General features: G+C 64.7%; 22 protein-coding genes. 13 read left to right on the forward strand and 9 right to left on the reverse strand.

Features of this window, described 5'->3' with window-relative positions:
• From infB to WBG82_RS08590, 7 genes are all read left to right on the forward strand, one after another.
• On the forward strand, nt 1–1,740 hold a 1,740-nt coding region (gene infB, locus WBG82_RS08560; RefSeq protein WP_424423749.1), incomplete at its 5' end, for a translation initiation factor IF-2.
• Nucleotides 1,741–1,834: 94 nt separating this feature from the next.
• Nucleotides 1,835–2,278: a 30S ribosome-binding factor RbfA gene (rbfA, locus tag WBG82_RS08565; RefSeq protein WP_424423752.1), complete on the forward strand. Its 444-nt coding sequence runs from the start codon at nt 1,835–1,837 to the stop codon at nt 2,276–2,278.
• Nucleotides 2,279–2,283: 5 nt separating this feature from the next.
• On the forward strand, nt 2,284–3,210 hold the full coding sequence (truB, locus tag WBG82_RS08570; protein ID WP_424423754.1) for a tRNA pseudouridine(55) synthase TruB: 927 nt from the start codon (nt 2,284–2,286) through the stop codon (nt 3,208–3,210).
• An 11-nt stretch (nt 3,211–3,221) separates the two neighbouring features.
• Nucleotides 3,222–3,491 carry a 30S ribosomal protein S15 gene (gene rpsO, locus WBG82_RS08575; protein ID WP_424423757.1) on the forward strand — a complete coding sequence of 90 codons (270 nt, stop codon included), beginning with the start codon at nt 3,222–3,224 and terminating at the stop codon, nt 3,489–3,491.
• A 313-nt stretch (nt 3,492–3,804) separates the two neighbouring features.
• On the forward strand, nt 3,805–5,991 hold the full coding sequence (gene pnp / locus WBG82_RS08580; protein ID WP_424423758.1) for a polyribonucleotide nucleotidyltransferase: 2,187 nt from the start codon (nt 3,805–3,807) through the stop codon (nt 5,989–5,991).
• 137 nt (nt 5,992–6,128) lie between these two features.
• On the forward strand, nt 6,129–6,335 hold the full coding sequence (locus WBG82_RS08585) for a hypothetical protein (protein WP_424423760.1): 207 nt from the start codon (nt 6,129–6,131) through the stop codon (nt 6,333–6,335).
• Between the two features lie 200 nt (nt 6,336–6,535).
• On the forward strand, nt 6,536–6,973 hold the full coding sequence (locus WBG82_RS08590) for an RcnB family protein (RefSeq protein WP_424423762.1): 438 nt from the start codon (nt 6,536–6,538) through the stop codon (nt 6,971–6,973).
• A gap of 78 nt (nt 6,974–7,051) precedes the next feature.
• On the opposite strand, the gene fabI is transcribed toward WBG82_RS08590, so the two are convergent.
• From fabI to fabA, 3 genes are read right to left on the reverse strand one after another with little or no spacing between them, the layout of a single operon-like run.
• Nucleotides 7,052–7,915, reverse strand: a complete 864-nt coding sequence (fabI, locus tag WBG82_RS08595) for an enoyl-ACP reductase FabI (RefSeq protein WP_424423764.1) — start codon at nt 7,913–7,915, stop codon at nt 7,052–7,054.
• Nucleotides 7,916–7,962: 47 nt separating this feature from the next.
• On the reverse strand, nt 7,963–9,186 hold the full coding sequence (gene fabB / locus WBG82_RS08600) for a beta-ketoacyl-ACP synthase I (RefSeq protein ID WP_424423766.1): 1,224 nt from the start codon (nt 9,184–9,186) through the stop codon (nt 7,963–7,965).
• 42 nt (nt 9,187–9,228) lie between these two features.
• On the reverse strand, nt 9,229–9,747 hold the full coding sequence (gene fabA / locus WBG82_RS08605; protein WP_424423769.1) for a 3-hydroxyacyl-[acyl-carrier-protein] dehydratase FabA: 519 nt from the start codon (nt 9,745–9,747) through the stop codon (nt 9,229–9,231).
• A 268-nt stretch (nt 9,748–10,015) separates the two neighbouring features.
• Here fabA and irrA point away from each other — a divergent pair, with 268 nt between their 5' ends.
• The 4 genes from irrA (at nt 10,016) to WBG82_RS08625 (ending at nt 13,126) form a co-directional block, all read left to right on the forward strand.
• Complete coding sequence (gene irrA / locus WBG82_RS08610; protein WP_424423772.1) at nt 10,016–10,447, forward strand: iron response transcriptional regulator IrrA; 432 nt, start codon at nt 10,016–10,018, stop codon at nt 10,445–10,447.
• Between the two features lie 218 nt (nt 10,448–10,665).
• Nucleotides 10,666–11,088 carry a rubrerythrin family protein gene (locus WBG82_RS08615; RefSeq protein ID WP_324298257.1) on the forward strand — a complete coding sequence of 141 codons (423 nt, stop codon included), beginning with the start codon at nt 10,666–10,668 and terminating at the stop codon, nt 11,086–11,088.
• 76 nt (nt 11,089–11,164) lie between these two features.
• Nucleotides 11,165–12,514, forward strand: a complete 1,350-nt coding sequence (locus WBG82_RS08620; protein ID WP_424423775.1) for a heterodisulfide reductase-related iron-sulfur binding cluster — start codon at nt 11,165–11,167, stop codon at nt 12,512–12,514.
• An 18-nt stretch (nt 12,515–12,532) separates the two neighbouring features.
• Nucleotides 12,533–13,126: a DUF3501 family protein gene (locus tag WBG82_RS08625; RefSeq protein WP_424423777.1), complete on the forward strand. Its 594-nt coding sequence runs from the start codon at nt 12,533–12,535 to the stop codon at nt 13,124–13,126.
• A gap of 26 nt (nt 13,127–13,152) precedes the next feature.
• Here WBG82_RS08625 and WBG82_RS08630 read toward each other — a convergent pair whose 3' ends face one another.
• A complete protein-coding gene (locus WBG82_RS08630) occupies nt 13,153–13,773 on the reverse strand; it encodes an SH3 domain-containing protein (RefSeq protein ID WP_424423779.1) in 621 nt (206 codons plus the stop codon).
• A gap of 244 nt (nt 13,774–14,017) precedes the next feature.
• On the opposite strand from WBG82_RS08630, the gene WBG82_RS08635 reads away from it, so the two are divergent.
• Nucleotides 14,018–15,010 carry a D-glycerate dehydrogenase gene (locus WBG82_RS08635; protein WP_324298248.1) on the forward strand — a complete coding sequence of 331 codons (993 nt, stop codon included), beginning with the start codon at nt 14,018–14,020 and terminating at the stop codon, nt 15,008–15,010.
• Nucleotides 15,011–15,017: 7 nt separating this feature from the next.
• Here the strand turns inward: WBG82_RS08635 and WBG82_RS08640 are convergent, their stop codons facing one another.
• Both WBG82_RS08640 and WBG82_RS08645 read right to left on the reverse strand, forming a co-directional pair.
• On the reverse strand, nt 15,018–15,821 hold the full coding sequence (locus WBG82_RS08640; protein WP_424423783.1) for a HesA/MoeB/ThiF family protein: 804 nt from the start codon (nt 15,819–15,821) through the stop codon (nt 15,018–15,020).
• Nucleotides 15,822–15,896: 75 nt separating this feature from the next.
• Nucleotides 15,897–16,673 (reverse strand): thioesterase family protein, encoded by a 777-nt coding sequence (locus tag WBG82_RS08645; RefSeq protein WP_424423786.1) that lies wholly within the window; start codon nt 16,671–16,673, stop codon nt 15,897–15,899.
• Nucleotides 16,674–16,824: 151 nt separating this feature from the next.
• On the opposite strand from WBG82_RS08645, the gene WBG82_RS08650 reads away from it, so the two are divergent.
• Nucleotides 16,825–17,310, forward strand: a complete 486-nt coding sequence (locus WBG82_RS08650; RefSeq protein WP_424423788.1) for a winged helix-turn-helix transcriptional regulator — start codon at nt 16,825–16,827, stop codon at nt 17,308–17,310.
• A 3-nt stretch (nt 17,311–17,313) separates the two neighbouring features.
• Here WBG82_RS08650 and WBG82_RS08655 read toward each other — a convergent pair whose 3' ends face one another.
• The 3 genes from WBG82_RS08655 to WBG82_RS08665 all read right to left on the reverse strand — a co-directional run bounded on the left by WBG82_RS08655 (nt 17,314) and on the right by WBG82_RS08665 (nt 19,863).
• A complete protein-coding gene (locus WBG82_RS08655) occupies nt 17,314–18,306 on the reverse strand; it encodes a bile acid:sodium symporter family protein (protein WP_424423790.1) in 993 nt (330 codons plus the stop codon).
• 113 nt (nt 18,307–18,419) lie between these two features.
• Nucleotides 18,420–19,382: a cysteine synthase A gene (gene cysK / locus WBG82_RS08660; protein ID WP_324298240.1), complete on the reverse strand. Its 963-nt coding sequence runs from the start codon at nt 19,380–19,382 to the stop codon at nt 18,420–18,422.
• 31 nt (nt 19,383–19,413) lie between these two features.
• Nucleotides 19,414–19,863 (reverse strand): Rrf2 family transcriptional regulator, encoded by a 450-nt coding sequence (locus tag WBG82_RS08665; protein ID WP_324298238.1) that lies wholly within the window; start codon nt 19,861–19,863, stop codon nt 19,414–19,416.
• Between the last annotated feature and the right edge of the window lie 15 nt (nt 19,864–19,878).

Consider the following 19,878-nt stretch of genomic DNA (forward strand, 5'->3'; position numbering starts at 1 on the left):
CCCGAGGTCATCACCATTCAGGAACTCGCGAACCGCATGGCGGAGCGCGCGGTCGACGTGATCAAGATCCTCATGAAGCAGGGGATCATGCACAAGATCACGGATGTGATCGACAGCGACACGGCGCAGCTCGTGGCCGAAGAACTCGGCCACACGGTGAAGCGCGTCGCCGAATCCGACGTCGAAGAGGGCCTTGTCGGCGAGGACGATCCGGAGAGCGCGAAGAAGCCGCGCGCGCCCGTCGTCACCGTCATGGGCCATGTCGACCACGGCAAGACCTCGCTTCTCGACGCGCTTCGCAAGACCGCCGTGGCGGCGGGCGAGGCTGGCGGCATCACGCAGCATATCGGCGCCTATCAGGTCGATATGGGTTCGGGCGCCAAGATCACCTTCCTCGATACGCCCGGCCACGCCGCCTTCACGGCCATGCGCGCCCGCGGCGCCAAGGTGACGGATATCGTCGTGCTCGTCGTCGCCGCCGATGACGGCGTCATGCCGCAGACGGTCGAGGCGATCAGCCACGCCAAGGCGGCCGGTGTGCCGATCATCATCGCCATCAACAAGATGGACAAGCCCGAGGCCGATCCGGCCCGGGTGAAGAACGAGCTTCTCCAGCACGAAGTCGTGGTCGAGGATTTCGGCGGCGAAACGCTGGCCGTGCCGATCTCGGCCAAGACCCGCATGGGTCTCGACAAGCTCGAGGAAGCCATTCTGCTTCAGGCGGAAATTCTTGATCTCAAGGCCAATCCGGATCGCGCCGCCGAAGGCATCATCGTCGAGGCGAAGCTCGATCGCGGCCGCGGTCCCGTGGGCACGGTCCTGATCGAGCGCGGCACGCTCCATGTCGGCGACATCATCGTCGCGGGCACCGAATGGGGCCGCGTGCGCGCGCTCATCAACGATCGCGGCGAGAATGTCGAAAGCGCCGGTCCGTCGGTTCCCGTCGAGGTGCTCGGCCTTGGCGGCGCGCCGGAAGCGGGCGACGTGCTCTCCGTCGTCGAGAGCGAAGCCCGCGCGCGCGAGGTCACCGAATATCGCGAGCGCGTTCAGCGCGACAAGCGCACGGGCGGCGGCGTTCGCACCTCGCTCGACCAGATGCTCTCGCAGCTCAAGGAGCAGAACAAGAAAGAGCTGCCGATCGTCGTCAAGGCGGACGTGCAGGGCTCGGCCGAAGCGATCGTGCAGGCGCTCGAGAAGCTCGGCACCGACGAAGTCACCGCGCGCGTCATTTCGGCGGGCGTCGGCGGCGTGACGGAAAGCGACATCACGCTTGCCATCGCCTCGGGTGCGCCGGTCATCGGCTTCAACGTCCGCGCCAACACGCAGGCCCGTGATGCCGCGCGCCATGCAGGCATCGAGATCCGCTACTACTCGGTGATCTACGACCTCGTCGACGACATCAAGGCGGCGATGTCCGGCCTGCTCTCGCCCGAGCTTCGTGAAACCTTCCTCGGCAACGCGCAGATCCTCGAAGTGTTCAACATTTCCAAGGTCGGCAAGGTTGCAGGCTGCCGCGTGACCGAAGGCGTCGTGCGCCGCGGCGCCAGCGTGCGCCTCATCCGCGACAACGTCGTCGTTCATGAGGGCAAGCTGTCGACGCTGAAGCGCTTCAAGGACGAAGTGAAGGAAGTGCAGTCCGGTCAGGAATGCGGCATGGCGTTCGAGGCCTATCAGGACATGCGTGCCGGCGACATCATCGAGTGCTTCGAGGTCGAGGTGATCAAGCGCACCCTCGCCTGAGCGGGGAGCGCGCGCAGCAAATGCGGTGCCGTTCCGGATGATTTCCGGGACGGCCTCCGGTTCCACCGGCGTATCTGACGGACTGACGGCCGCCATGCACAAGAAATCCCGATCGAAACCAGGCCACCGCGAGATGCGCGGGCCGAGCCAGCGCCAGTTGCGCGCGGGCGAGCTTGTGCGCCGCGCGCTGGCCGAGATCATTGCGCGCGGCGACATTCAGGACCCGGAGCTTTCGGGCCGCGTCATCACCGTGTCGGAGGTGCGCGTGAGCCCCGATCTTCGCCATGCGGCCTGCTTCGTCGCGCCGCTCGGCGGCGGCGATGCGGCGGCACTCGCAAGGGCGCTCACCCGCGTCAAGGCCTATCTGCGCGGCCAGCTCGCCCATGAGGTCACCTTCAAGTTCATGCCCGATCTGACCTTCGAGCCCGACACCTCATTCGACCGGGCCGAGGCGGTCGACCGGCTTCTTCATTCGCCGGCCGTCGCGCGCGATCTCGACCGGGACGAGAGCGGCGAGACGGAAGCGGACGAGGACTGATCTCCATGTCCCGGCGCAAGAAGGGGGAGGCGATCTCGGGCTGGGTCGTCGTCGACAAGCCCCTTGGCCTCACCTCCACCGATGTCGTCTCCCGCGTCCGCCGCCTCTTCAATGCGCAGAAGGCGGGCCATGCGGGCACGCTCGATCCGCTGGCGACGGGCGTCCTGCCCGTGGCGCTCGGCGAGGCGACGAAGACCGTCCCCTTCATGCTCGACGCCTCGAAGCGCTACCGCTTCACCATCCGCTTCGGCGAGGCGACGGCAACCGACGATGCCGAAGGCGTCGTGACCGAAACGAGCCCGGCCCGTCCGTCGGATGCCGAGATCGAAGCCGCCCTTCCCCGCTTTTCCGGCGAGATCGAGCAGGTTCCGCCTGTCTTCTCGGCGATCAAGGTCGGTGGCGAGCGCGCCTATGACCTCGCGCGGGCGGGCGAGACGGTCGAACTGAAGCCCCGCCGGGTGACGATCCACGAAATCCGCTTCATCGGACGGCCCGACGCCGACCATGCCGAGCTTGAAATCCTTTGCAGCAAAGGCACTTACGTCCGCTCGCTTGCCCGCGACCTCGCCCGCGCGCTGGGCACGGTCGGCCATGTCTCGGCGCTCCGGCGGACCGCTCATGGCCCCTTCCGGGAGCAGTCCGCGATTCCGCTGGATAATCTGATGGCGTTCGGCCATATTGCGCCCGCTTCCGAAGCCTTTTCGAGGCTTCTTCTGCCGCTTGAGACCGCGCTGGACGACATCCCGGCCCTGGCCCTGAGCGCTGAAGACGCCAGCCGTTTGAGACGGGGCCAGGGAGTGTTATTGCGCGGACGCGACGCCCCGATTCTGTCGGGGCCGGTCCTGGCGACACACCGGGGAGAACCGGTGGCTCTGACTGAGTATGGCCAGGGCGAGCTGAGGCCCGTGCGCGTGTTCAATCTCGGTTCATAGGAGATAACCCGATGTCGATTACGCCCGAGCGTAAGGCTCAGCTGATCAATGAATTCGCCGGCAAGGCTGGCGACACCGGTTCGCCCGAGGTGCAGGTCGCGATCCTCACCGAGCGGATCACCAACCTCACCGAGCACTTCAAGCACCACGCGAAGGACAATCATTCCCGCCGTGGCCTGCTGAAGATGGTGAGCCAGCGCCGTTCGCTGCTCGACTATGTGAAGAAGCACGATCAGGCGCGCTACGAATCCCTGATTTCCCGTCTGGGAATCCGGAGGTAAGAACGGGGTGCATGTATCCCCATGGCCTGAACCTCATCGCTCATTCCGCCGCTGCGGTTTCGTCCGGATCGGCGGTATGGGCGGGTTTGGCCCGAAGAGACAATCGTCCGTCAACGGATCAAGGCAAGCGGGTGGACCTTTCGGCCGTCGTCTCACGGCGTCAGGTCCCTCATGTGTTTGTGCGGCGTGATCGCACGCCCCCGCCTGCCCGGTCCTTTTGTCCGGCCGCGATGACAGCGGCAGAAAAGTGCGCCGTCCGCCTGATGGTGGCAAGAACGCGAAATGCGCGGCGGCGCGGAACAGGAAATTGAATATGTTCGAAACCACACGCGAAGAAATTGAATGGGCCGGCCGCAAGCTCGTCCTCGAGACGGGCAAGGTCGCCCGCCAGGCCGACGGCGCGGTACTCGCGACCTATGGCGAGACGACCGTGCTCGCAACCGTCGTCGGTGAGCGCAAGCCGAAGCCCGGCCTCGACTTCTTTCCGCTGACCGTGAATTACCAGGAAAAGACCTACGCCGCCGGCAAGATTCCCGGCGGTTTCTTCAAGCGCGAAGGCCGCCCGAGCGAAAAGGAAACGCTCGTCTCCCGTCTGATCGACCGGCCCATCCGCCCCCTCTTCGCCAAGGGCTTCAAGAATGAAACCCAGGTGATCGCGACCGTGATCAGCCACGACATGGAGAACGATCCCGATATCGTCGCCATGATCGCGGTTTCGGCCGCGCTCACCATTTCGGGCCTGCCCTTCCTCGGCCCGATCGGCGGCGCGCGCGTCGGCTACATCAACGGCGAATACAAGCTCAACCCGATGATCGACGAGATGGTCGAGAGCGATCTCGATCTCGTTGTCGCGGGCACGACCGACGCCGTGCTCATGGTGGAATCGGAAGCCAAGGAGCTTTCCGAGGACGTCATGCTCGGCGCCGTCATGTTCGGCCATCGCGAGTTCCAGCCGGTGATCGACGCGATCATCCGCATGGCGGAGCGCTGCGCGAAGGAGCCGCGCGCTTTCGCGGCGAAGGACGAATCGGAGCTCGAGGCCAAGGTGCGCGCGCTCGTCGAAGGCGATCTGCGCGCCGCTTATTCCGTCAAGGACAAGGGCCATCGCCACGAAGCCATCGCCAGCGCGAAGGACAAGGTGTTCGCCGCGCTCTGCAACCCGGAAGACCCCGATGCACCCACCGAGACGACCCTTGGCGGCGTCTTCAAGGCGCTCGAGGCCAATATCGTCCGCAATGCGATCCTCGACACGGGGCTGCGCATCGACGGCCGCGATGTGAAGACGGTCCGTCCGATCGTGTCGGAAGTGGGCGTGCTGCCGCGCACCCACGGCTCGGCGCTCTTCACCCGCGGCGAGACGCAGGCGCTCGTCGTCTCGACCCTCGGCACGGGCGAGGACGAGCAGTTCATCGACGCGCTGGAAGGCACCTACAAGGAAAACTTCCTGCTGCACTACAATTTCCCGCCCTACTCGGTGGGTGAGACGGGCCGCGTCGGCTTCACCGGCCGCCGCGAAGTCGGCCATGGCAAGCTCGCCTGGCGCGCGCTGCGTGCGGTGCTCCCGTCGAAGACCGAATTCCCCTACACGATCCGCGTCGTCTCCGAGATCACCGAATCGAACGGCTCGTCCTCCATGGCGACCGTTTGCGGCTCCTCGCTGTCGATGATGGATGCCGGTGTGCCGCTGAAGCGCGCCGTGGCGGGCATCGCCATGGGCCTGATCCTCGAAGGCGAGCGCTTCGCGGTGCTCTCCGACATTCTCGGCGACGAGGATCACCTCGGCGACATGGACTTCAAGGTCGCTGGCACGGAAGAAGGTGTCACATCGCTCCAGATGGACATCAAGATCACCGGCATCACCGAAGGCATCATGAAGCAGGCCCTCGCCCAGGCGAAGGACGGTCGCGTTCATATCCTCGGCGAGATGGCGAAGGCGCTGAACACGGCCCGTACCGAGCTTGGCGAGCATGCTCCGCGCATCGAGGTCATCACTGTTCCGACCGACAAGATCCGCGAAGTCATCGGCACCGGCGGCAAGGTCGTGCGCGAGATCGTCGAGAAGACGGGCGCGAAGATCGACATTTCCGACGATGGCACGATCAAGGTCGCGTCCTCGGACGGCGCGTCGATCAAGAAGGCGATCGACTGGATCCGCGGCATCGTCGCGGAGCCCGAAGTCGGCGCCATCTATGAGGGCACGGTCGTGAAGGTCGTCGATTTCGGCGCCTTCGTGAACTTCTTCGGCCCCCGCGACGGCCTCGTCCACATCTCGCAGCTCGCGGCGAACCGCGTCGAGAAGGTGAACGACGTGGTCAACGAGGGCGACAAGGTGAAGGTGAAGCTCCTCGGCTTCGACGAGCGCGGCAAGGTCCGCCTCTCCATGAAGCATGTGAACCAGGAAACGGGCGAGGAAATCCACTACGAGAACGAGCCCGAGCCGCAGCCGCGCGAGAAGCGCGAGGGCGGCGGTGGTGGCCGTCGTCGCCGCGAACGCGACTGAGCCGCGGACGGTTGAGAAAAACGCAAAGGGCGCCGGTTGATCCGGCGCCCTTTTTTGCCTTTTTGTATTTATATATTAATATTATATCTATTCATGTGGTCCTTCAAATTGACTTAACTGGAGAGGGGAAGGGGAACATGAAGGTTTCGATTAAAGATCTGTCTGTTGATATGGAGATCAAACAGAACGGCATTGAGCTAGATGTCTATAGTCCTGATGGCACGAAACATCTCGGCGATCTGGTTATCACCAAAACTAATTTGATTTGGTGCAAGGGGAGAACCACTCGCGCTAACGGTGTTAAGGTTAGTTGGAACGACTTCATCGACTGGATGGAATCGTGACGGAAGCCCTTCGTTAGAGTTGCTCGGTAGACAGACGAAATTGGTAGGAGGCGCCGGTTGATCCGGCGCCCTTTTTCGTGTGTGCGCGGATGAAGGAACGCTGTCCGCCCCGTTCAGATCGGGTTCAGCCTCGATGTCCTAGCCTTCGATCATCGCAGAGACACCCGGGGTGTTCGCCGGGCCATCGAAGGAGACAGCCAATGAAACATCTGCTCGCAGCCGCCGTCACACTCTCCATTTTGGCCGCGCCTGCAATGGCGGCGCCCTATGGTCAGCACCCCGACTATTCGCCCCGTCCCGGCCAGAGCCAGGGGCATCCGGGTCATGGCAACTGGAACCAGGGCGCGGTCAAGCCGCCCGCGCCGAAGCCGCAATACACTTATGGCGGCAAGCGCTACGACGCCTATCGCGGGCCCGCCTGGAAGGCGCCGAAAGGCTACAATGCTCGCCACAAGTGGAAGCGCGGCGAGAAGCTGCCGAAGATCTATCGCGACCGCGTCTATGTGATCGACTATCGCGCCTATCGGCTCAAGGCGCCGCCGCGTGGCTATCAGTGGGTGCGCGTCGACCGCGATATCTATCTCGCCTCGATGCAGAACGGGCTGGTCTCGCAGATCGTGCTCAACTTCTTCTACTGACGAGACGTGCGGAAAGCACAAAGGGCGCCGGTCGATCCGGCGCCCTTTTTCGTTCGGGATGTGGTGTAGCGAGGGCAATCAGCCCGCATTGCCGCCGTCGAAATCGCTCGCCTTCATCTCTTCGGCGCGCGGCATGCCGATGATGTTGAAGCCGCTGTCGACGTGATGGATCTCGCCGGTGACGCGGGCCGAGAGATCGGAGAGCAGGTAGAGGCCGGCGCCGCCGACATGCTCGAGTTCGATTGTCTCCTTCAGCGCCGAGTGGGTCTTGTTCCACTTGTGGACAAAGCGCGCATCGCCGATGGCGGAGCCGGCCAGCGTCCGCATCGGGCCTGCCGAGATCGCGTTGACGCGGATGCCGTCGCGGCCGAGATCGGCGGCGAGATAGCGCACGCTCGCCTCGAGCGCGGCCTTGGCGACGCCCATGACGTTGTAGTTCGGCATGACGCGCTGCGCGCCCTCATAGGTGAGGGTCACCATGGCGCCGCCATCGGGCATGATTTCGGCGGCGCGGCGCGCGACATCGGTGAAGGAGAAGCACGAAATGTCCATCGAGCGCAGAAAGTTCTCCCGCGTCGTGTCGACATAGCGGCCCTTGAGCTCGTTCTTGTCGGAATAGGCGATCGCGTGAACGACGAAATCGAGCTTGCCCCATTCCTTGCGGAGCGTCGCGAAGACGCTGTCTAGGCTTTCAGGGTCGGTAACGTCGCAGGGGACGAGGATCTTCGAGCCGACCGATTCCGCCAGAGGCTTCACGCGCCGGCCGAAGGCTTCGCCCTGAAAGGTGAAGGCCATTTCCGCGCCATGCGTCGCCAGCGTCTTGGCGATGCCCCAGGCAATGGAATGATCGTTCGCCACACCCATGACGAGACCGCGTCGTCCTTTCATGAGCGGCCCGTCGAGCACCAGCCCCTCACCCGCCTTCTGATCCGACCCGTGCATTCTGTTCCGACCTTTTTTGTTGACCGGTTGATCCGACCCGCCGCTCGTCAGCCGCCGTAGCGTTGGAAAGCAAGCGACGCATTGGTGCCGCCGAAGCCGAAGCTGTTGGAGAGCGCCAGATTGATTTCTGCACCGTCGATCCGCTCACGCACGATATTGGCATCGGCGACTTCGGGGTCGATCTCCTCGATATTCGCGCTGGCCGCGATGAAGCCGTTCTGCATCATCAGAAGCGTGTAGATCGCTTCGTGGACGCCGGCCGCGCCCTGCGCGTGGCCGGTCAGCGACTTCGTGGCGCTGATGGGCGGCGTCTTCGCGCCGAAGACTTCGTGGATCGCCTTGATCTCGGGAATATCGCCGACCGGCGTCGATGTTGCATGCGGATTGATGTAGTCGACCGGCGCCTTCACGCCCTGAAGAGCAAGACGCATGCAGCGCACGGCGCCTTCGCCCGAGGGCGCCACCATGTCGGCGCCATCCGCCGTCGCGCCATAGCCGACGATCTCGGCGTAGATCTTCGCGCCGCGCGCCTTGGCGTGTTCGAGTTCCTCGAGCACGAGGATGCCGCCGCCGCCCGAAATGACGAAGCCGTCGCGGTTCCTGTCATAGGCGCGGGAGGCTTTCTCCGGCGTGTCGTTATATTTGGACGACATCGCGCCCATCGCGTCGAAAAGGACCGAGAGCGTCCAGTCGAGTTCCTCGCCGCCGCCGGCGAACATCACGTCCTGCTTGCCCCACTGGATCATCTCGGCCGCATTGCCGATGCAATTGGCGCTGGTCGAGCAGGCCGAGCTAATCGAGTAGTTGATGCCCTTGGTCTTGAACCAGGTCGAGAGATTGGCCGAGCAGGTCGACGACATCGCCTTGGGCACGGCGAAGGGGCCGACCTTCTTCGGGCCCTTGCCGGGGTCGCGCGTGATGTCGGCCGCGGCGACGATCGCCTTGGTCGAAGGCCCGCCCGAACCGACGATGAGGCCGGTGCGCTCGTTGCTGACGTCGCCAGGCTCGAGCCCGGCGTCCTGGATCGCCTGCTCCATGGCGACGGCCGCATAGGCCGCGCCATCGCCCATGAAGCGCCGCGCGCGCCGGTCCACCGCCGCGTCGAGGTCGATCTTCAGGCTGCCATGAACCTGGCTGCGGAAGCCTAGTTCCGCATAAGTCTCGGCCCTGACGATGCCGGATCTGCCTTCGCGCAGGCTCGCCAGCACTTCCTGCGAATTATTGCCGATCGAGGAGACGATCCCCATGCCGGTGACGACCACTCGTCTCATGGCAGCCTCTCTTTTGGTTTGGATCAAATCCGCCGCACCCGATCAGGCCGGCTGTTCCGCTGTCTGCAGGCCGACCTTCATGTCGGTAATTGTATAGGCGAGTTCGCCATCCGCCAGAATGGTGCAGTCGGCCACGCCGAGCACGAGCTTCCGGTTGATGACGCGCTTCAGCTGGATAATGTACTCGATCTTCTTCACCGCGGGCGTGACCATGGCGGAGAATTTCACCTCGCCGACGCCGAGCGCGCGGCCCTTGCCCTGCCCGCCGATCCAGCCGAGGAAGAAGCCGAGAAGCTGCCACGCGCCGTCGAGGCCGAGGCAGCCCGGCATGATCGGATCGCCCTCGAAATGGCAGGGGAAGAACCAGAGGTCCGGCGTGATGTCGAACTCGGCCTTGATGAGGCCCTTGTCGTGGTCGCCACCCTTGTCCGAGATATGCGTGATGCGCGAGATCATCAGCATGGGCGGCAGGGGAAGCTGCGCATTGCCGGGGCCGAACATGCGCCCATGGCTGCACTCGAGAAGTTCCTCGTAAGTATAACTGGATTTTTGGTCCGCCATTCCCGTCCGCTCGATTTTGCCCTTGCGTCGCCGCGTTTCCGCTGGCGCGGCAGGCTTATCTTCTATGAGGGGCAAGGCTCACCCCCTCCCCCGGCTTTTCAGTAGCGCGCTTCCTAACATATTAGGGGGGCGGGCGGAAACCCATGACCGGGGTGCCGATTTGGCATGGGCATCTTGACAAAACTGTGTACAGGACTACATCTTCGATTTGTAATGATTAAAAACTAGCGCGGAATGCCCTCCCTCAAGGGGCGAAAGGAACAGGTACGTGACGCAGGATCGGCCATATAGCCAGACGCTTGCTCGCTTGCGGGAAGCGGGACTCCGCCCCACGCGCCAGCGCCTCGCGCTCGGCCGCCTTCTGTTCGATGGCGGCGACCGCCATGTCACCGCCGAGGCGCTGCATGACGAGGCCCAGACCGTTGGCGTGAGCGTTTCGCTCGCCACCGTCTACAACACGCTCCATCAGTTCACCGAGGCAGGGCTGCTGCGCGAGGTCGTCCTCGACAGCGCGCGGACCTATTTCGACACCAATACCAGCGACCACCACCACTTCTTCATCGAGAATTCGGGGGCGCTGATGGACATCGACGGCGACAGGATCGCGATCAGCGGCCTTCCCGAGGCGCCCGAGGGCACCAATGTCGCCCGCGTCGATGTGATCGTCCGCCTGCAGGGCGCGGCGCGCCATAGCGGCTGAGTTTCCCTGATAAATATTATTTAGAACGATTCTGATCTGTTGACCAAACAGTGGCCGGGGCACTATGCTTGCCGTTAACCGTCCCCCTTTCCCGGGGACGGGGGCCGGAACAGGCGGGGCGCGCACAAATGCTCCGTCCGGCCGTCAATTCAACAATTCGGCCGCCGGCTCCCTGCTCCAGGGCCGCCCGCGTCCGCAAACAAGGTGAGGAGTTGATCATGTCGTCGCTCGCAAAATCCAAAACGGTCGAGAATTTGAAGGCCGCCTTCGCCGGCGAGAGCCAGGCGAACCGCCGCTATCTCTATTTCGCCCAGAAGGCCGACATCGAGGGCTACAACGACGTCGCCGCCGTGTTCCGCTCCACCGCGGAAGGCGAGACGGGCCACGCCCACGGCCATCTGGAGTTCCTCGAGGCCGTCGGCGACCCCGCGACGGGCGAGCCCATCGGTGACACGAAGCTGAACCTCAAGGCCGCGATCGCCGGCGAAACGCACGAATACACCGACATGTATCCGGGCATGGCGCGCACCGCGCGCGAAGAGGGCTTCGACGAGATCGCCGACTGGTTCGAGACGCTGGCGAAGGCTGAGAAGAGCCATGCCGGCCGCTTCCAGAAGGCGCTGGACACCCTCGGCAGCTAAGATCACCCAGGGGTCGGGGAGGCGGTCTGATCCGCCTCCCCTGCCGTTTCGCATTGCTGGACGCGGAGAGCGGAGAATGAAAGAAGGCAGCACCGAAGCACCCATTCGCCATCCGATCGATTGGCAGAACCCCGAGTTCTACGATCTCGACAAGCTCGATGAGGAAATTCGCCGGGTTTTCGACATCTGTCACACCTGCCGGCGCTGCTTCAATCTCTGCGACAGCTTCCCGCGCCTCTTCGATCTCATCGATGCGTCGCCGACGGAAGAACTCGACAGCGTGAAGTCGGAAGACTTCGTGCCCGTGGTCGAGGCCTGCACGCTCTGCGACATGTGCTTCATGACGAAGTGCCCCTATGTGCCTCCACATGAATTCAACATCGACTTCCCGCATCTGATGCTGCGCTACCGCGCCGCCACGGCGAAGCGCGACGGCCATTTCCCCTTCGTGCCAAGCCAGCTCGGCCAGACGGACCGCAACGGCAAGCTCGCCGCTCCCGTCGCCGGTCTTGCGAACTGGGGCTCCTCCCGCTCGAACAAGCTGACGCGCCCGCTCCTCGAGAGCGTCGCCGGCATCGACGCGCGGGTGGAACTGCCGAAATTCTACGGCAAGACCTTCACCATGCGCGCGAAAGCCCAGGACAGGACCGGCGAGGCCGCGCCGAAGGATGCGCCCGCAAAGGGCCGCAAGGCGGCGCTCTTCGCCACCTGCTTCGTCAATTACAACAATCCGCAGGTCGGCGAGGCCGCGCGCAAGGTGCTCGCGCATAATGGCGTCGAGACGGTCGTCGCCTATCCCGGCTGCTGCGGCATGCCCTTCCTCGAGCAGGGCAATCTCGCCAAGGTCGCCGAGCAGGCCGAAAAGGTCGCGCGCGACATGTGCGAATGGATCGACAAGGGCTACGACATCATCACGCTGACGGCGTCCTGCGGCCTCATGTTCAAGTTCGAGTGGCCGCTCGTCCTGCCGGATAACGAGCATGTGCAGAAGCTCTCCCGCGCGACCTACGACATCGACGAATATGTCGTCGACATCGCGAAGAAGGAGGGACTCGCCCCCGGCATGAAGCCCGTGGAAGGCGGCGTCACCGCGCATCTCGCCTGTCACGCGCGCGCCCAGAACATGGGCCCGAAGTCGGCCGAGATGATGCGCCTCATTCCGGGCATCCAGGTCGATGTCGTCGAGCGTTGCTCCGGGCACGGAGGAACTTTCGGCGTGATGAAGGAGACCTTCGAGACGGCGATGAAGGTCGGAAAGCCCGCCGCCCGCAACGTCGCGAAGACCGGAAACAAGTATCTCACATCCGACTGCCCGCTGGCCGGCAAGCATCTCGTGCAGGAGATCGAGGAGCTTGGCGAGCCGCAGCGTCCGCAAATGCAGCATCCGATCGAGATCATGGCCCGTTCCTGGGGCCTGATCGACTGAAGTCAGTGGAGTAGCGACATGCCCGCAAGCAAGCGTCTCATCGAGCGCAGCGACATTCTTTCTCCCGACGTCTATGCGCGCGAGCGCAGCGAACGCCGCGCCCGCGTCACGGCGATGAAAAGGGCGCGGCGCGTGGCCGTCGGCCCGTTCGCCACCTTCTATTTCGAGAATTACGAGACGATGTTCCAGCAGGTTCACGAAATGCTGCACATCGAGCGCGGCGGCGAGGAGCAGATCGCCGACGAGCTTGCCGCCTATAATCCGCTGATCCCCAAGGGCGACGAGCTCGTGGCGACGCTCATGTTCGAGATCGACGACGAGGTCCGCCGCGATCGCGAGCTTCGCCGCCTGACCGGCGTCGAGGATCACGTCTATCTGGATGTGGGCGGTCTTCGCGTGACGGCCGTGCCCGAGCAGGATGTCGAGCGCACCAAGGCGGACGGCAAGACGTCATCCGTCCACTTCCTGCATTTCCCCTTCAAGGTGCAGGAGATCGAGAAATTCCGCGATCCCGCCGTGCAGGTGACGCTGGCGATCGCGCATCCGAATTACGGGCATATGGCACTCATCGCCGGCGAGACGCGAGCCTCGCTCGCAGCCGATTTCGCGTGAGCTGAGGAGCAAGGTTCGCCCTCGCGCTACTCGAAATTCTCGTCCCGATACGTGCCCCAGATCGCATCGCGGCGAACCCAGCCCTCATATCCACTCGCCTTGATTTCGCACCAGGCGTCCTTGCAGGCGGAAAGCTGGGCGACGACGCCCGGCTCGCCATAGGCAATGATGGGCGACGACGTGTTCGGCTGCGCGTGCAGCGCGATGGGCATTCCGTCGCCGGATTTGTTCACGATGATCGCCGTGCGCCGCCCGTCCAGCATCGAGTGCCAGACCCAGCCGCTGTCGCCTTCGCGGTCGCGTATGCGCCGCCAGCGATCGGACTCGGCCGTGACCTCGACCGGCAGGCCCTTTTTCTCGAACACCCATTCGATCGGGTAGTCGTCGCCCGGTCCCCGGCGCACATTGATTCGCCCCGATTTGAGGCTGACGAAGCGCGGCACGGGCAGGCCGGAAACGGGGCCGATGATTTTCTTCACCGGCGCCTCGGCCTTGCCGGCGGGGGCGAGAAGCTGCGTCGGTGCGGCCGGCGCGCTCGCGCCCGATTTGGCGGCGGCGGGCAGGGCGGTCGCCGCGACAAGGACGATTGCCGTCGCCGCCGCGCGCCGCATGGGCTTTGTTCCGGCGCGATCCCGGGAAAAGAGCATGGCGGTTTTCCGTTTGGATTCAGAGCGGCATGGCCGGAAAATTTCGATGATGGCGGCTTTCTTTCGCATGACCTTCACACCTTTATGGCAAGGGCTCGGCGAGCGGGTCAAGGCGGCGGGCATCCGTCCCGTCTCCAGAAGGCGCTTGGTCGCCCCCCGCGCGACCTGCTAGACAATGGTTTGCCGGACGAGGTGAGGTTCCGCCACATTCCGGCAGGAGCTGATGAAAGAGGCCTTTCCGAGCATGACCAAGCAGAAGCCGCTCGTCATCGTCACACGCAAGCTTCCCGAGACGATCGAAGCGCGGATGGAAGAACTCTTCGATGTGCGTCTGAACAAGGACAATCATCCGATGAGCGCCGCCGAGCTTGCCGCCGCCATGAAGGAAGCCGATGTGCTCGTGCCGACGGTGACGGACCGCATCGATGCGAAGCTGCTGGCGCAGGCGGGACCGCAACTTCGCCTGATCGCGCAATTCGGAACCGGCGTCGACAATATCGATGTGGAAACGGCGCTGCGTCGCGGCATTACGGTGACGAATACGCCGGGCGTCCTCACCGAGGATACGGCCGACATGACGATGGCGCTCATACTCGCCGTGCCGCGCAGGCTCGCTGAAGGCGCGCGCTATCTGCGCGATCACGAGGGCCAGTGGCCCGGCTGGTCGCCGACCTGGATGCTCGGCCGGCGCATCTTCGGCAAGCGTCTCGGCATCATCGGCATGGGCCGCATCGGCCAGGCGGTGGCGCGCCGCGCTCGCGCCTTTGGTCTCGAGATCCACTATCACAACCGCAAGCCCGCCAATGCCGTCATCGAGAAGGAACTGGAGGCGACCTATTGGGAGAGCCTCGACCAGATGCTGCCCAAGGTCGACATCATCTCGGTGAATTGTCCGCACACGCCCGCAACCTATCACCTGCTGAGCGCGCGGCGCCTGAAGCTCGTGCGCCCCGACGCCTATATCGTCAACACCGCGCGCGGCGAGGTGATCGACGAGGGCGCGCTTCTGCGCGCGCTGGAGGCGGGAGAGATCGCGGGCGCGGGGCTCGACGTCTTCGAGAAGGAGCCGGTCGTCGATCCGCGCTTCCTCAAGCTCGGCAATGTGGTGCTGCTGCCGCATATGAGCTCGGCGACGATCGAGGGCCGCGTGGAGATGGGCGGCAAGGTCATCGTCAACATCAAGACCTTCATGGACGGCCACCGCCCGCCTGACCGAGTGATCCCGGCCATCATGTGATGCTTGTCTATCCGTGTACGGATAGATCGCGGATCGTTGCGTGCTCGCCCGATAGCGGATTTTGCGGATCGTGCCTCAAGGTCAGCGTGCGGAAGCGCGTTTCGAGCGCGTCATAGATGAGAAGCCGTCCGGCAAGGCTCGTGCCCGAGCCCGTGATCTCCTTGATGACTTCGAGCGCCATGAGCGAGCCGACGACGCCGGTGAGCGCACCGAGCACGCCCGCCTCCTCGCAGGCGGGAATGGAGCCGGGCGGCGGCGCCTCGCCCACGAGATCGCGATAATTGGGATAGGGCTTTCCTTCCGCGTCGCGCAGATGCGACTTGAAGGTCGAGACCTGCCCCTCGAAGGGGCCGACCGCGCCGGAGACGAGCGTCACCCGTGCGAGATGGCAGGCATCGTTGACGAGGAAGCGCGTCGCGAAATTATCGCAGCCATCGGCGACGATGTCGTAGCGCGACACGATGTCGAGCGCGTTCGCGGCCGTCAGCTGCTCGTCATGCGTCTCGACCTTCACATCGGGATTGAGGCGGGCGAGATGCGCCTTCGCGCTCTCGACCTTGGGCCGGCCGAGCGAGGCCGTGTCGTGAATGATCTGGCGTTGAAGGTTCGAGAGCGAGACGGCGTCATGGTCGATGACGCCGAGCGTGCCGACGCCCGCCGCCGCCAGATACATGAGGCAGGGCGCGCCGAGCCCGCCCGCGCCGATCACGAGCACGCGGGCGTTGAGGAGCTTCTGCTGCCCCTGTCCTCCGATCTCCTTGAGGACGATGTGGCGCGCATAGCGTTCGAGCTGGGCATCGGTCAGCGGCATGGGCGTCTTTCTCCGCCTTCTTTGCGCCACGCCTCCGCGGCGCTGTCAATGGCCGGGTCGCGGCCCGGCCGGGGCTCAGCGCGGCGTGATGACAACCGTCTGGCAGACGCGGCCGAGGGGGCCCGCCTGATCGTGGAGCCTCGAATCGGTGAGGCCGACGCCCTCCCGCCGCCAGTCGGAGTCAGGCTCGACGCCAACCCACGGCCCCACGGGCGGGCGCGACACATGCACCGTGATGTCGATATTGGGGAAGCCCCATGGCGGCGGCCAGAACTCGGTGCCGGAGAGCCAGTAGGGCGTGCCATTGTCGCCAAAGGCGAAAAGCTGCGCGAAGGGCGCGTCGAAGGCGACGAGACGCCGCTTCATGCGCCCCCATTTGATGCCGTTGCCGCCGTCGCGAATATCGAGCGCATCGAAGAAAGTGGTCCTCTGCTGCGGTCCGCGCGCGCCCCAGACGGCGAGCGGCGAGGGGTCGAAAGGCGCGGGCGCCGCCTCGGCCCGCTCGAGCGCGGGCATGGCGAGAGGCTTGATGAAGGAGGCGCTCGCCTTGGCGTAGAGCTTGCCGCCCGCCCAGAGCGTCGCCTCCGCCATCGCCACGCGCCCGCCCGCGCGCAGCACCTCGATCTTCGTTTCGAGCCGTTCGAGCGGCGCGGGCCTCAGAATGATGACGGAAGCCGTCATCGGCGCGCCCCAGTCCTCTTCCCGGGCTCTCTCTTCCATCGCCGCGACGAGCAGTCCCGAGACGGCGCCGCCATGAAGCCCGCGGAAAGGGCCGGACGCCTCGACATGAGGCTCCCAAAAGTTGCCGTCGCGCGAAAAGACAGGCTCGGAAAGATCGGCAATGACGTTCATGGGATCGCTTTCTGTTCGGCCGGAAAGCTGCGCGCCGGGCCCCAGCGGGAGGGGCGGGGTCCGGCCGGCCGGAATTCGATTTCGGACAGGCGGCAAGATGGGTTCCAAAAAAGAACCTGTCAAGCTAAGCTCGGGCCCGAAGGAGATCTCGATGCGTTGGGAAGACCTCGACCGCGAAAACTGCTCGCTCGCCCGCACCCTGTCGGTCGTCGGTGATCGCTGGACGCTGATGGTGCTGCGCGAATGCTTTCTCGGCCAGCGCCGCTTCGAGCAATTCGAGGGGCGTCTCGGCATCGCCCGCCATGTGCTCGCCGACCGGCTGAAGAAACTCACCGAGGCAGGCGTGCTCGCCAGGACCGCCTATCAGGAGCGCCCGAGGCGCGAGGAATACCGCCTCACCGAAAAGGGCCGCGACCTTCACGCCGCCATGCTCGCGCTCATTCAGTGGGGCGACAAATATATGGCGGGCGAGGAGGGCCCGCCCATCGAGCGGGTGCACAAGGCCTGCGGCCATGTCATGGAAACGGTGCCCGTCTGCTCGGAATGCGGCGAGCCCGTCTCCGCGCGTGACGTCGTGGTGAGAGCGGGGCCGGGCGCCGGCGAGGACACGCTGCCCCGCAATGTGCGCGGGCGCTGAGCGTCAGGCCGAAGCCCCGGCTTCCGCCTCCGCCCCTTGCGCGTAGCGATTGGCGATGACGCTCACGATCACGAGCTGGAAGAAGTGAAAGATCATCAGCGGCGCGAGGATGAGGCCGAGCGCAGGCGTCGCTCCGAAGATCACATGCCCGAGCGGCACGCCCGTCGCCAGTGACTTCTTCGATCCGCAGAAGAGGCAGGCGATCGTGTCCTCGCGATTGAAGCCGAGCAGCTTACAGGGCACCCGCATCAGTTCGTAGATGACGAAGAAGAACACGATCGAGATGGCGGTCATGGTCACGACGAGCCAGGGGTCGTTCGCGCTCCAGATGCCCCCCACGATCGAATCGCTGGTCGAGTTGTAGACGATGGCGAGAATGACGGCGCGGTCGCAGAATTTCAGCCAGCCCGCATTGCGCACCGTCCACTCCGCGAGCCAGCGATGCGCGATCTGTCCGAGCACGGTCGGCAACAGGACGAGCAGCAGGATCTTGATGATGACGGATTCAAGGGGCATGGAGACGCCGGTCGTTTCCATGAACCAGGCCATCAGAATGGGTGTCACGAAGATGCCGAGAAAGGCCGAGAGCGTCGCATTGAAGATCGCCACGGGAACATTGCCGCGCGCGAGAGAGGTCATGGCGACGGATGAGGAGACCGTGCTCGGCAGCGCCGCGAGATAGAAGAAGCCGAGCCATGCATCGGGCGGCAGGAGCGGGCGCAGGAGCGGGCCGCAGGCAAGCATGACGAGCGGAAAGAGCGCGAAGGTGCCGAGCTGCACCACGATGTGCACACGCCATTTGGCGAGCCCCTGTCGCATGCGTTCCGGCGCGAGCGTGAGCCCGTAGAGAAAGAAGACGATGGATATGCCGTAACTCGCGACCCACTCGACGCGAAGCGGCCCGCCCGTGACGCCGCCCTCGGGCCAGACGATGGCGGCGAGAACGACGAGGAGCAACGCGGTGAGGAACCCGTCGAGCTTGAACCTGGCGAGCATGTCGGAACCTTCGGTCGCGTCCGGTCTTCGCGGACGGTCGATGCGCCCTCCGGCGCCGAGGCGCCGGAAGGCGAAAAGGGGGAGCGGCGAGCCGCGCCCGGAACGGTGAGGGATCAGAGCCCGTCGAAAAGCGCCGTCGAGAGATAGCGTTCGGCGAAGGAGGGAATGATCGCGACGATCGTCTTGCCCTTCATCTCCGGCCGCGTCCCGACCTCGATCGCGGCGGCGATGGCCGCGCCCGACGAGATGCCGCACGGAATGCCTTCCATCCGCGCCGCCTTGCGGGCCGTCTCGAACGCCGTCTCATTGCCGATGGTGATGACCTCGTCGATGAGCGTCTTGTCGAGATTGCCCGGCGCGAAGCCCGCGCCGATGCCCTGGATCTTGTGCGGACCGGGCTGTCCGCCGGAAAGCACGGGGCTGTCCTCGGGCTCGACCGCGACCATGCGCAGGCCGGGCTTCCTCGGCTTGAGCAGCGAGCCGACGCCGGTGAAGGTGCCGCCGGTGCCGATGCCCGAGATGACGACATCGACCTTGCCGGCCGTGTCATTCCAGATTTCCTCGGCGGTGGTGCGCTTGTGGATTTCCGGGTTCGCCGGATTGTCGAACTGCTGCGGGCTGACCGAGTTGGGATGCTCGCGCATCAGCTCCTCGACGCGCGCCATCGCCCCCTTCATGCCCTTGTCGGCGGGGGTGAGCTCGATCTGCGCGCCGAGAAGCGCCAGCATCTTGCGCCGCTCGATCGACATGCTCTCCGGCATGCAGAGGATGAGCTTGTAGCCCTTGGCCGCGCAGACGAAGGCGAGCGCGATGCCGGTATTGCCGGAGGTGGGCTCGATGATGATCGTGTCCTGCCTGATCTTGCCCTCGCGCTCCAGCGCCTCGATCATCGCGACGCCGATGCGGTCCTTGACGCTGGCCAGCGGATTGAAGAATTCGAGCTTGAGCAGGATGTCGGCGACGACGCCGGCTTCCTTCGCCATCCGGTTGAGCCGGACGAGCGGTGTGTCGCCGATGGTCTCGGTGATGTTGTCGTAGATGCGACCGCGACCGGGCACTTTGTTCGTATCGCTCATTCTCGTCTCCTGAATGGGTGATGTCTCGTGGTCAGATGGTGAAGTCGGCCGTGGGCTGGGCATTCGCCGCGCCCGTATTCTCCGCCCGGCGGCACAGATCGTCGATGGTGATCTTTTCGAGCCGCTCCATGAGGTCGCGCTGCACTTCTTCCCAGAGCGGCGCGATGACGCGCTCGCCAAGCTCGGAAGGACCGCTCGTCACGGGATCGTCGGAGGATTCCATCGCGCCGACGACGCGCACCACCTCGCCGACCGTGATGCGGCGGCGTTCGCGCGCCAGCCTGTAGCCGCCGCGCGGCCCCCGTACGCCCTTCAGGATGCCGGCATGCACGAGCTGCTGCATCACCTGCTCGAGATAGCGCTGCGGAATGCCCTGACGCTTGGTGATTTCTTTCGATTGCACGGGATCGGGCCGCGCATTGATGGCGACATCGACAACGGCTTCGAGGGCGAGCCAGGTTTTCTTGGAAAGACGCAGCATGATTTCCCGCTTTCT

It is taken from the genome of Parvibaculum sp. (assembly GCF_049671045.1).
Taxonomy (GTDB): domain Bacteria; phylum Pseudomonadota; class Alphaproteobacteria; order Parvibaculales; family Parvibaculaceae; genus Parvibaculum.

Excerpts from the sequence above, each read along its gene's own strand:
- WBG82_RS08650 (WP_424423788.1), top strand. The coding sequence starts at position 16,825 with ATGCGTTGGGAAGACCTCGACCGCGAAAACTGCTCGCTCGCCCGCACC.
- WBG82_RS08620 (WP_424423775.1), top strand. The coding sequence starts at position 11,165 with ATGAAAGAAGGCAGCACCGAAGCACCCATTCGCCATCCGATCGATTGG.
- WBG82_RS08655 (WP_424423790.1), bottom strand. The coding sequence starts at position 18,306 with ATGCTCGCCAGGTTCAAGCTCGACGGGTTCCTCACCGCGTTGCTCCTC.
- pnp (WP_424423758.1), top strand. The coding sequence starts at position 3,805 with ATGTTCGAAACCACACGCGAAGAAATTGAATGGGCCGGCCGCAAGCTC.
- rpsO (WP_424423757.1), top strand. The coding sequence starts at position 3,222 with ATGTCGATTACGCCCGAGCGTAAGGCTCAGCTGATCAATGAATTCGCC.
- fabB (WP_424423766.1), bottom strand. The coding sequence starts at position 9,186 with ATGAGACGAGTGGTCGTCACCGGCATGGGGATCGTCTCCTCGATCGGC.
- WBG82_RS08635 (WP_324298248.1), top strand. The coding sequence starts at position 14,018 with ATGACCAAGCAGAAGCCGCTCGTCATCGTCACACGCAAGCTTCCCGAG.
- WBG82_RS08590 (WP_424423762.1), top strand. The coding sequence starts at position 6,536 with ATGAAACATCTGCTCGCAGCCGCCGTCACACTCTCCATTTTGGCCGCG.
- fabA (WP_424423769.1), bottom strand. The coding sequence starts at position 9,747 with ATGGCGGACCAAAAATCCAGTTATACTTACGAGGAACTTCTCGAGTGC.
- WBG82_RS08615 (WP_324298257.1), top strand. The coding sequence starts at position 10,666 with ATGTCGTCGCTCGCAAAATCCAAAACGGTCGAGAATTTGAAGGCCGCC.
- WBG82_RS08665 (WP_324298238.1), bottom strand. The coding sequence starts at position 19,863 with ATGCTGCGTCTTTCCAAGAAAACCTGGCTCGCCCTCGAAGCCGTTGTC.
- WBG82_RS08630 (WP_424423779.1), bottom strand. The coding sequence starts at position 13,773 with ATGCTCTTTTCCCGGGATCGCGCCGGAACAAAGCCCATGCGGCGCGCG.
- WBG82_RS08625 (WP_424423777.1), top strand. The coding sequence starts at position 12,533 with ATGCCCGCAAGCAAGCGTCTCATCGAGCGCAGCGACATTCTTTCTCCC.
- WBG82_RS08585 (WP_424423760.1), top strand. The coding sequence starts at position 6,129 with ATGAAGGTTTCGATTAAAGATCTGTCTGTTGATATGGAGATCAAACAG.
- WBG82_RS08645 (WP_424423786.1), bottom strand. The coding sequence starts at position 16,673 with ATGAACGTCATTGCCGATCTTTCCGAGCCTGTCTTTTCGCGCGACGGC.
- WBG82_RS08640 (WP_424423783.1), bottom strand. The coding sequence starts at position 15,821 with ATGCCGCTGACCGATGCCCAGCTCGAACGCTATGCGCGCCACATCGTC.
- fabI (WP_424423764.1), bottom strand. The coding sequence starts at position 7,915 with ATGCACGGGTCGGATCAGAAGGCGGGTGAGGGGCTGGTGCTCGACGGG.
- rbfA (WP_424423752.1), top strand. The coding sequence starts at position 1,835 with ATGCACAAGAAATCCCGATCGAAACCAGGCCACCGCGAGATGCGCGGG.
- cysK (WP_324298240.1), bottom strand. The coding sequence starts at position 19,382 with ATGAGCGATACGAACAAAGTGCCCGGTCGCGGTCGCATCTACGACAAC.
- truB (WP_424423754.1), top strand. The coding sequence starts at position 2,284 with ATGTCCCGGCGCAAGAAGGGGGAGGCGATCTCGGGCTGGGTCGTCGTC.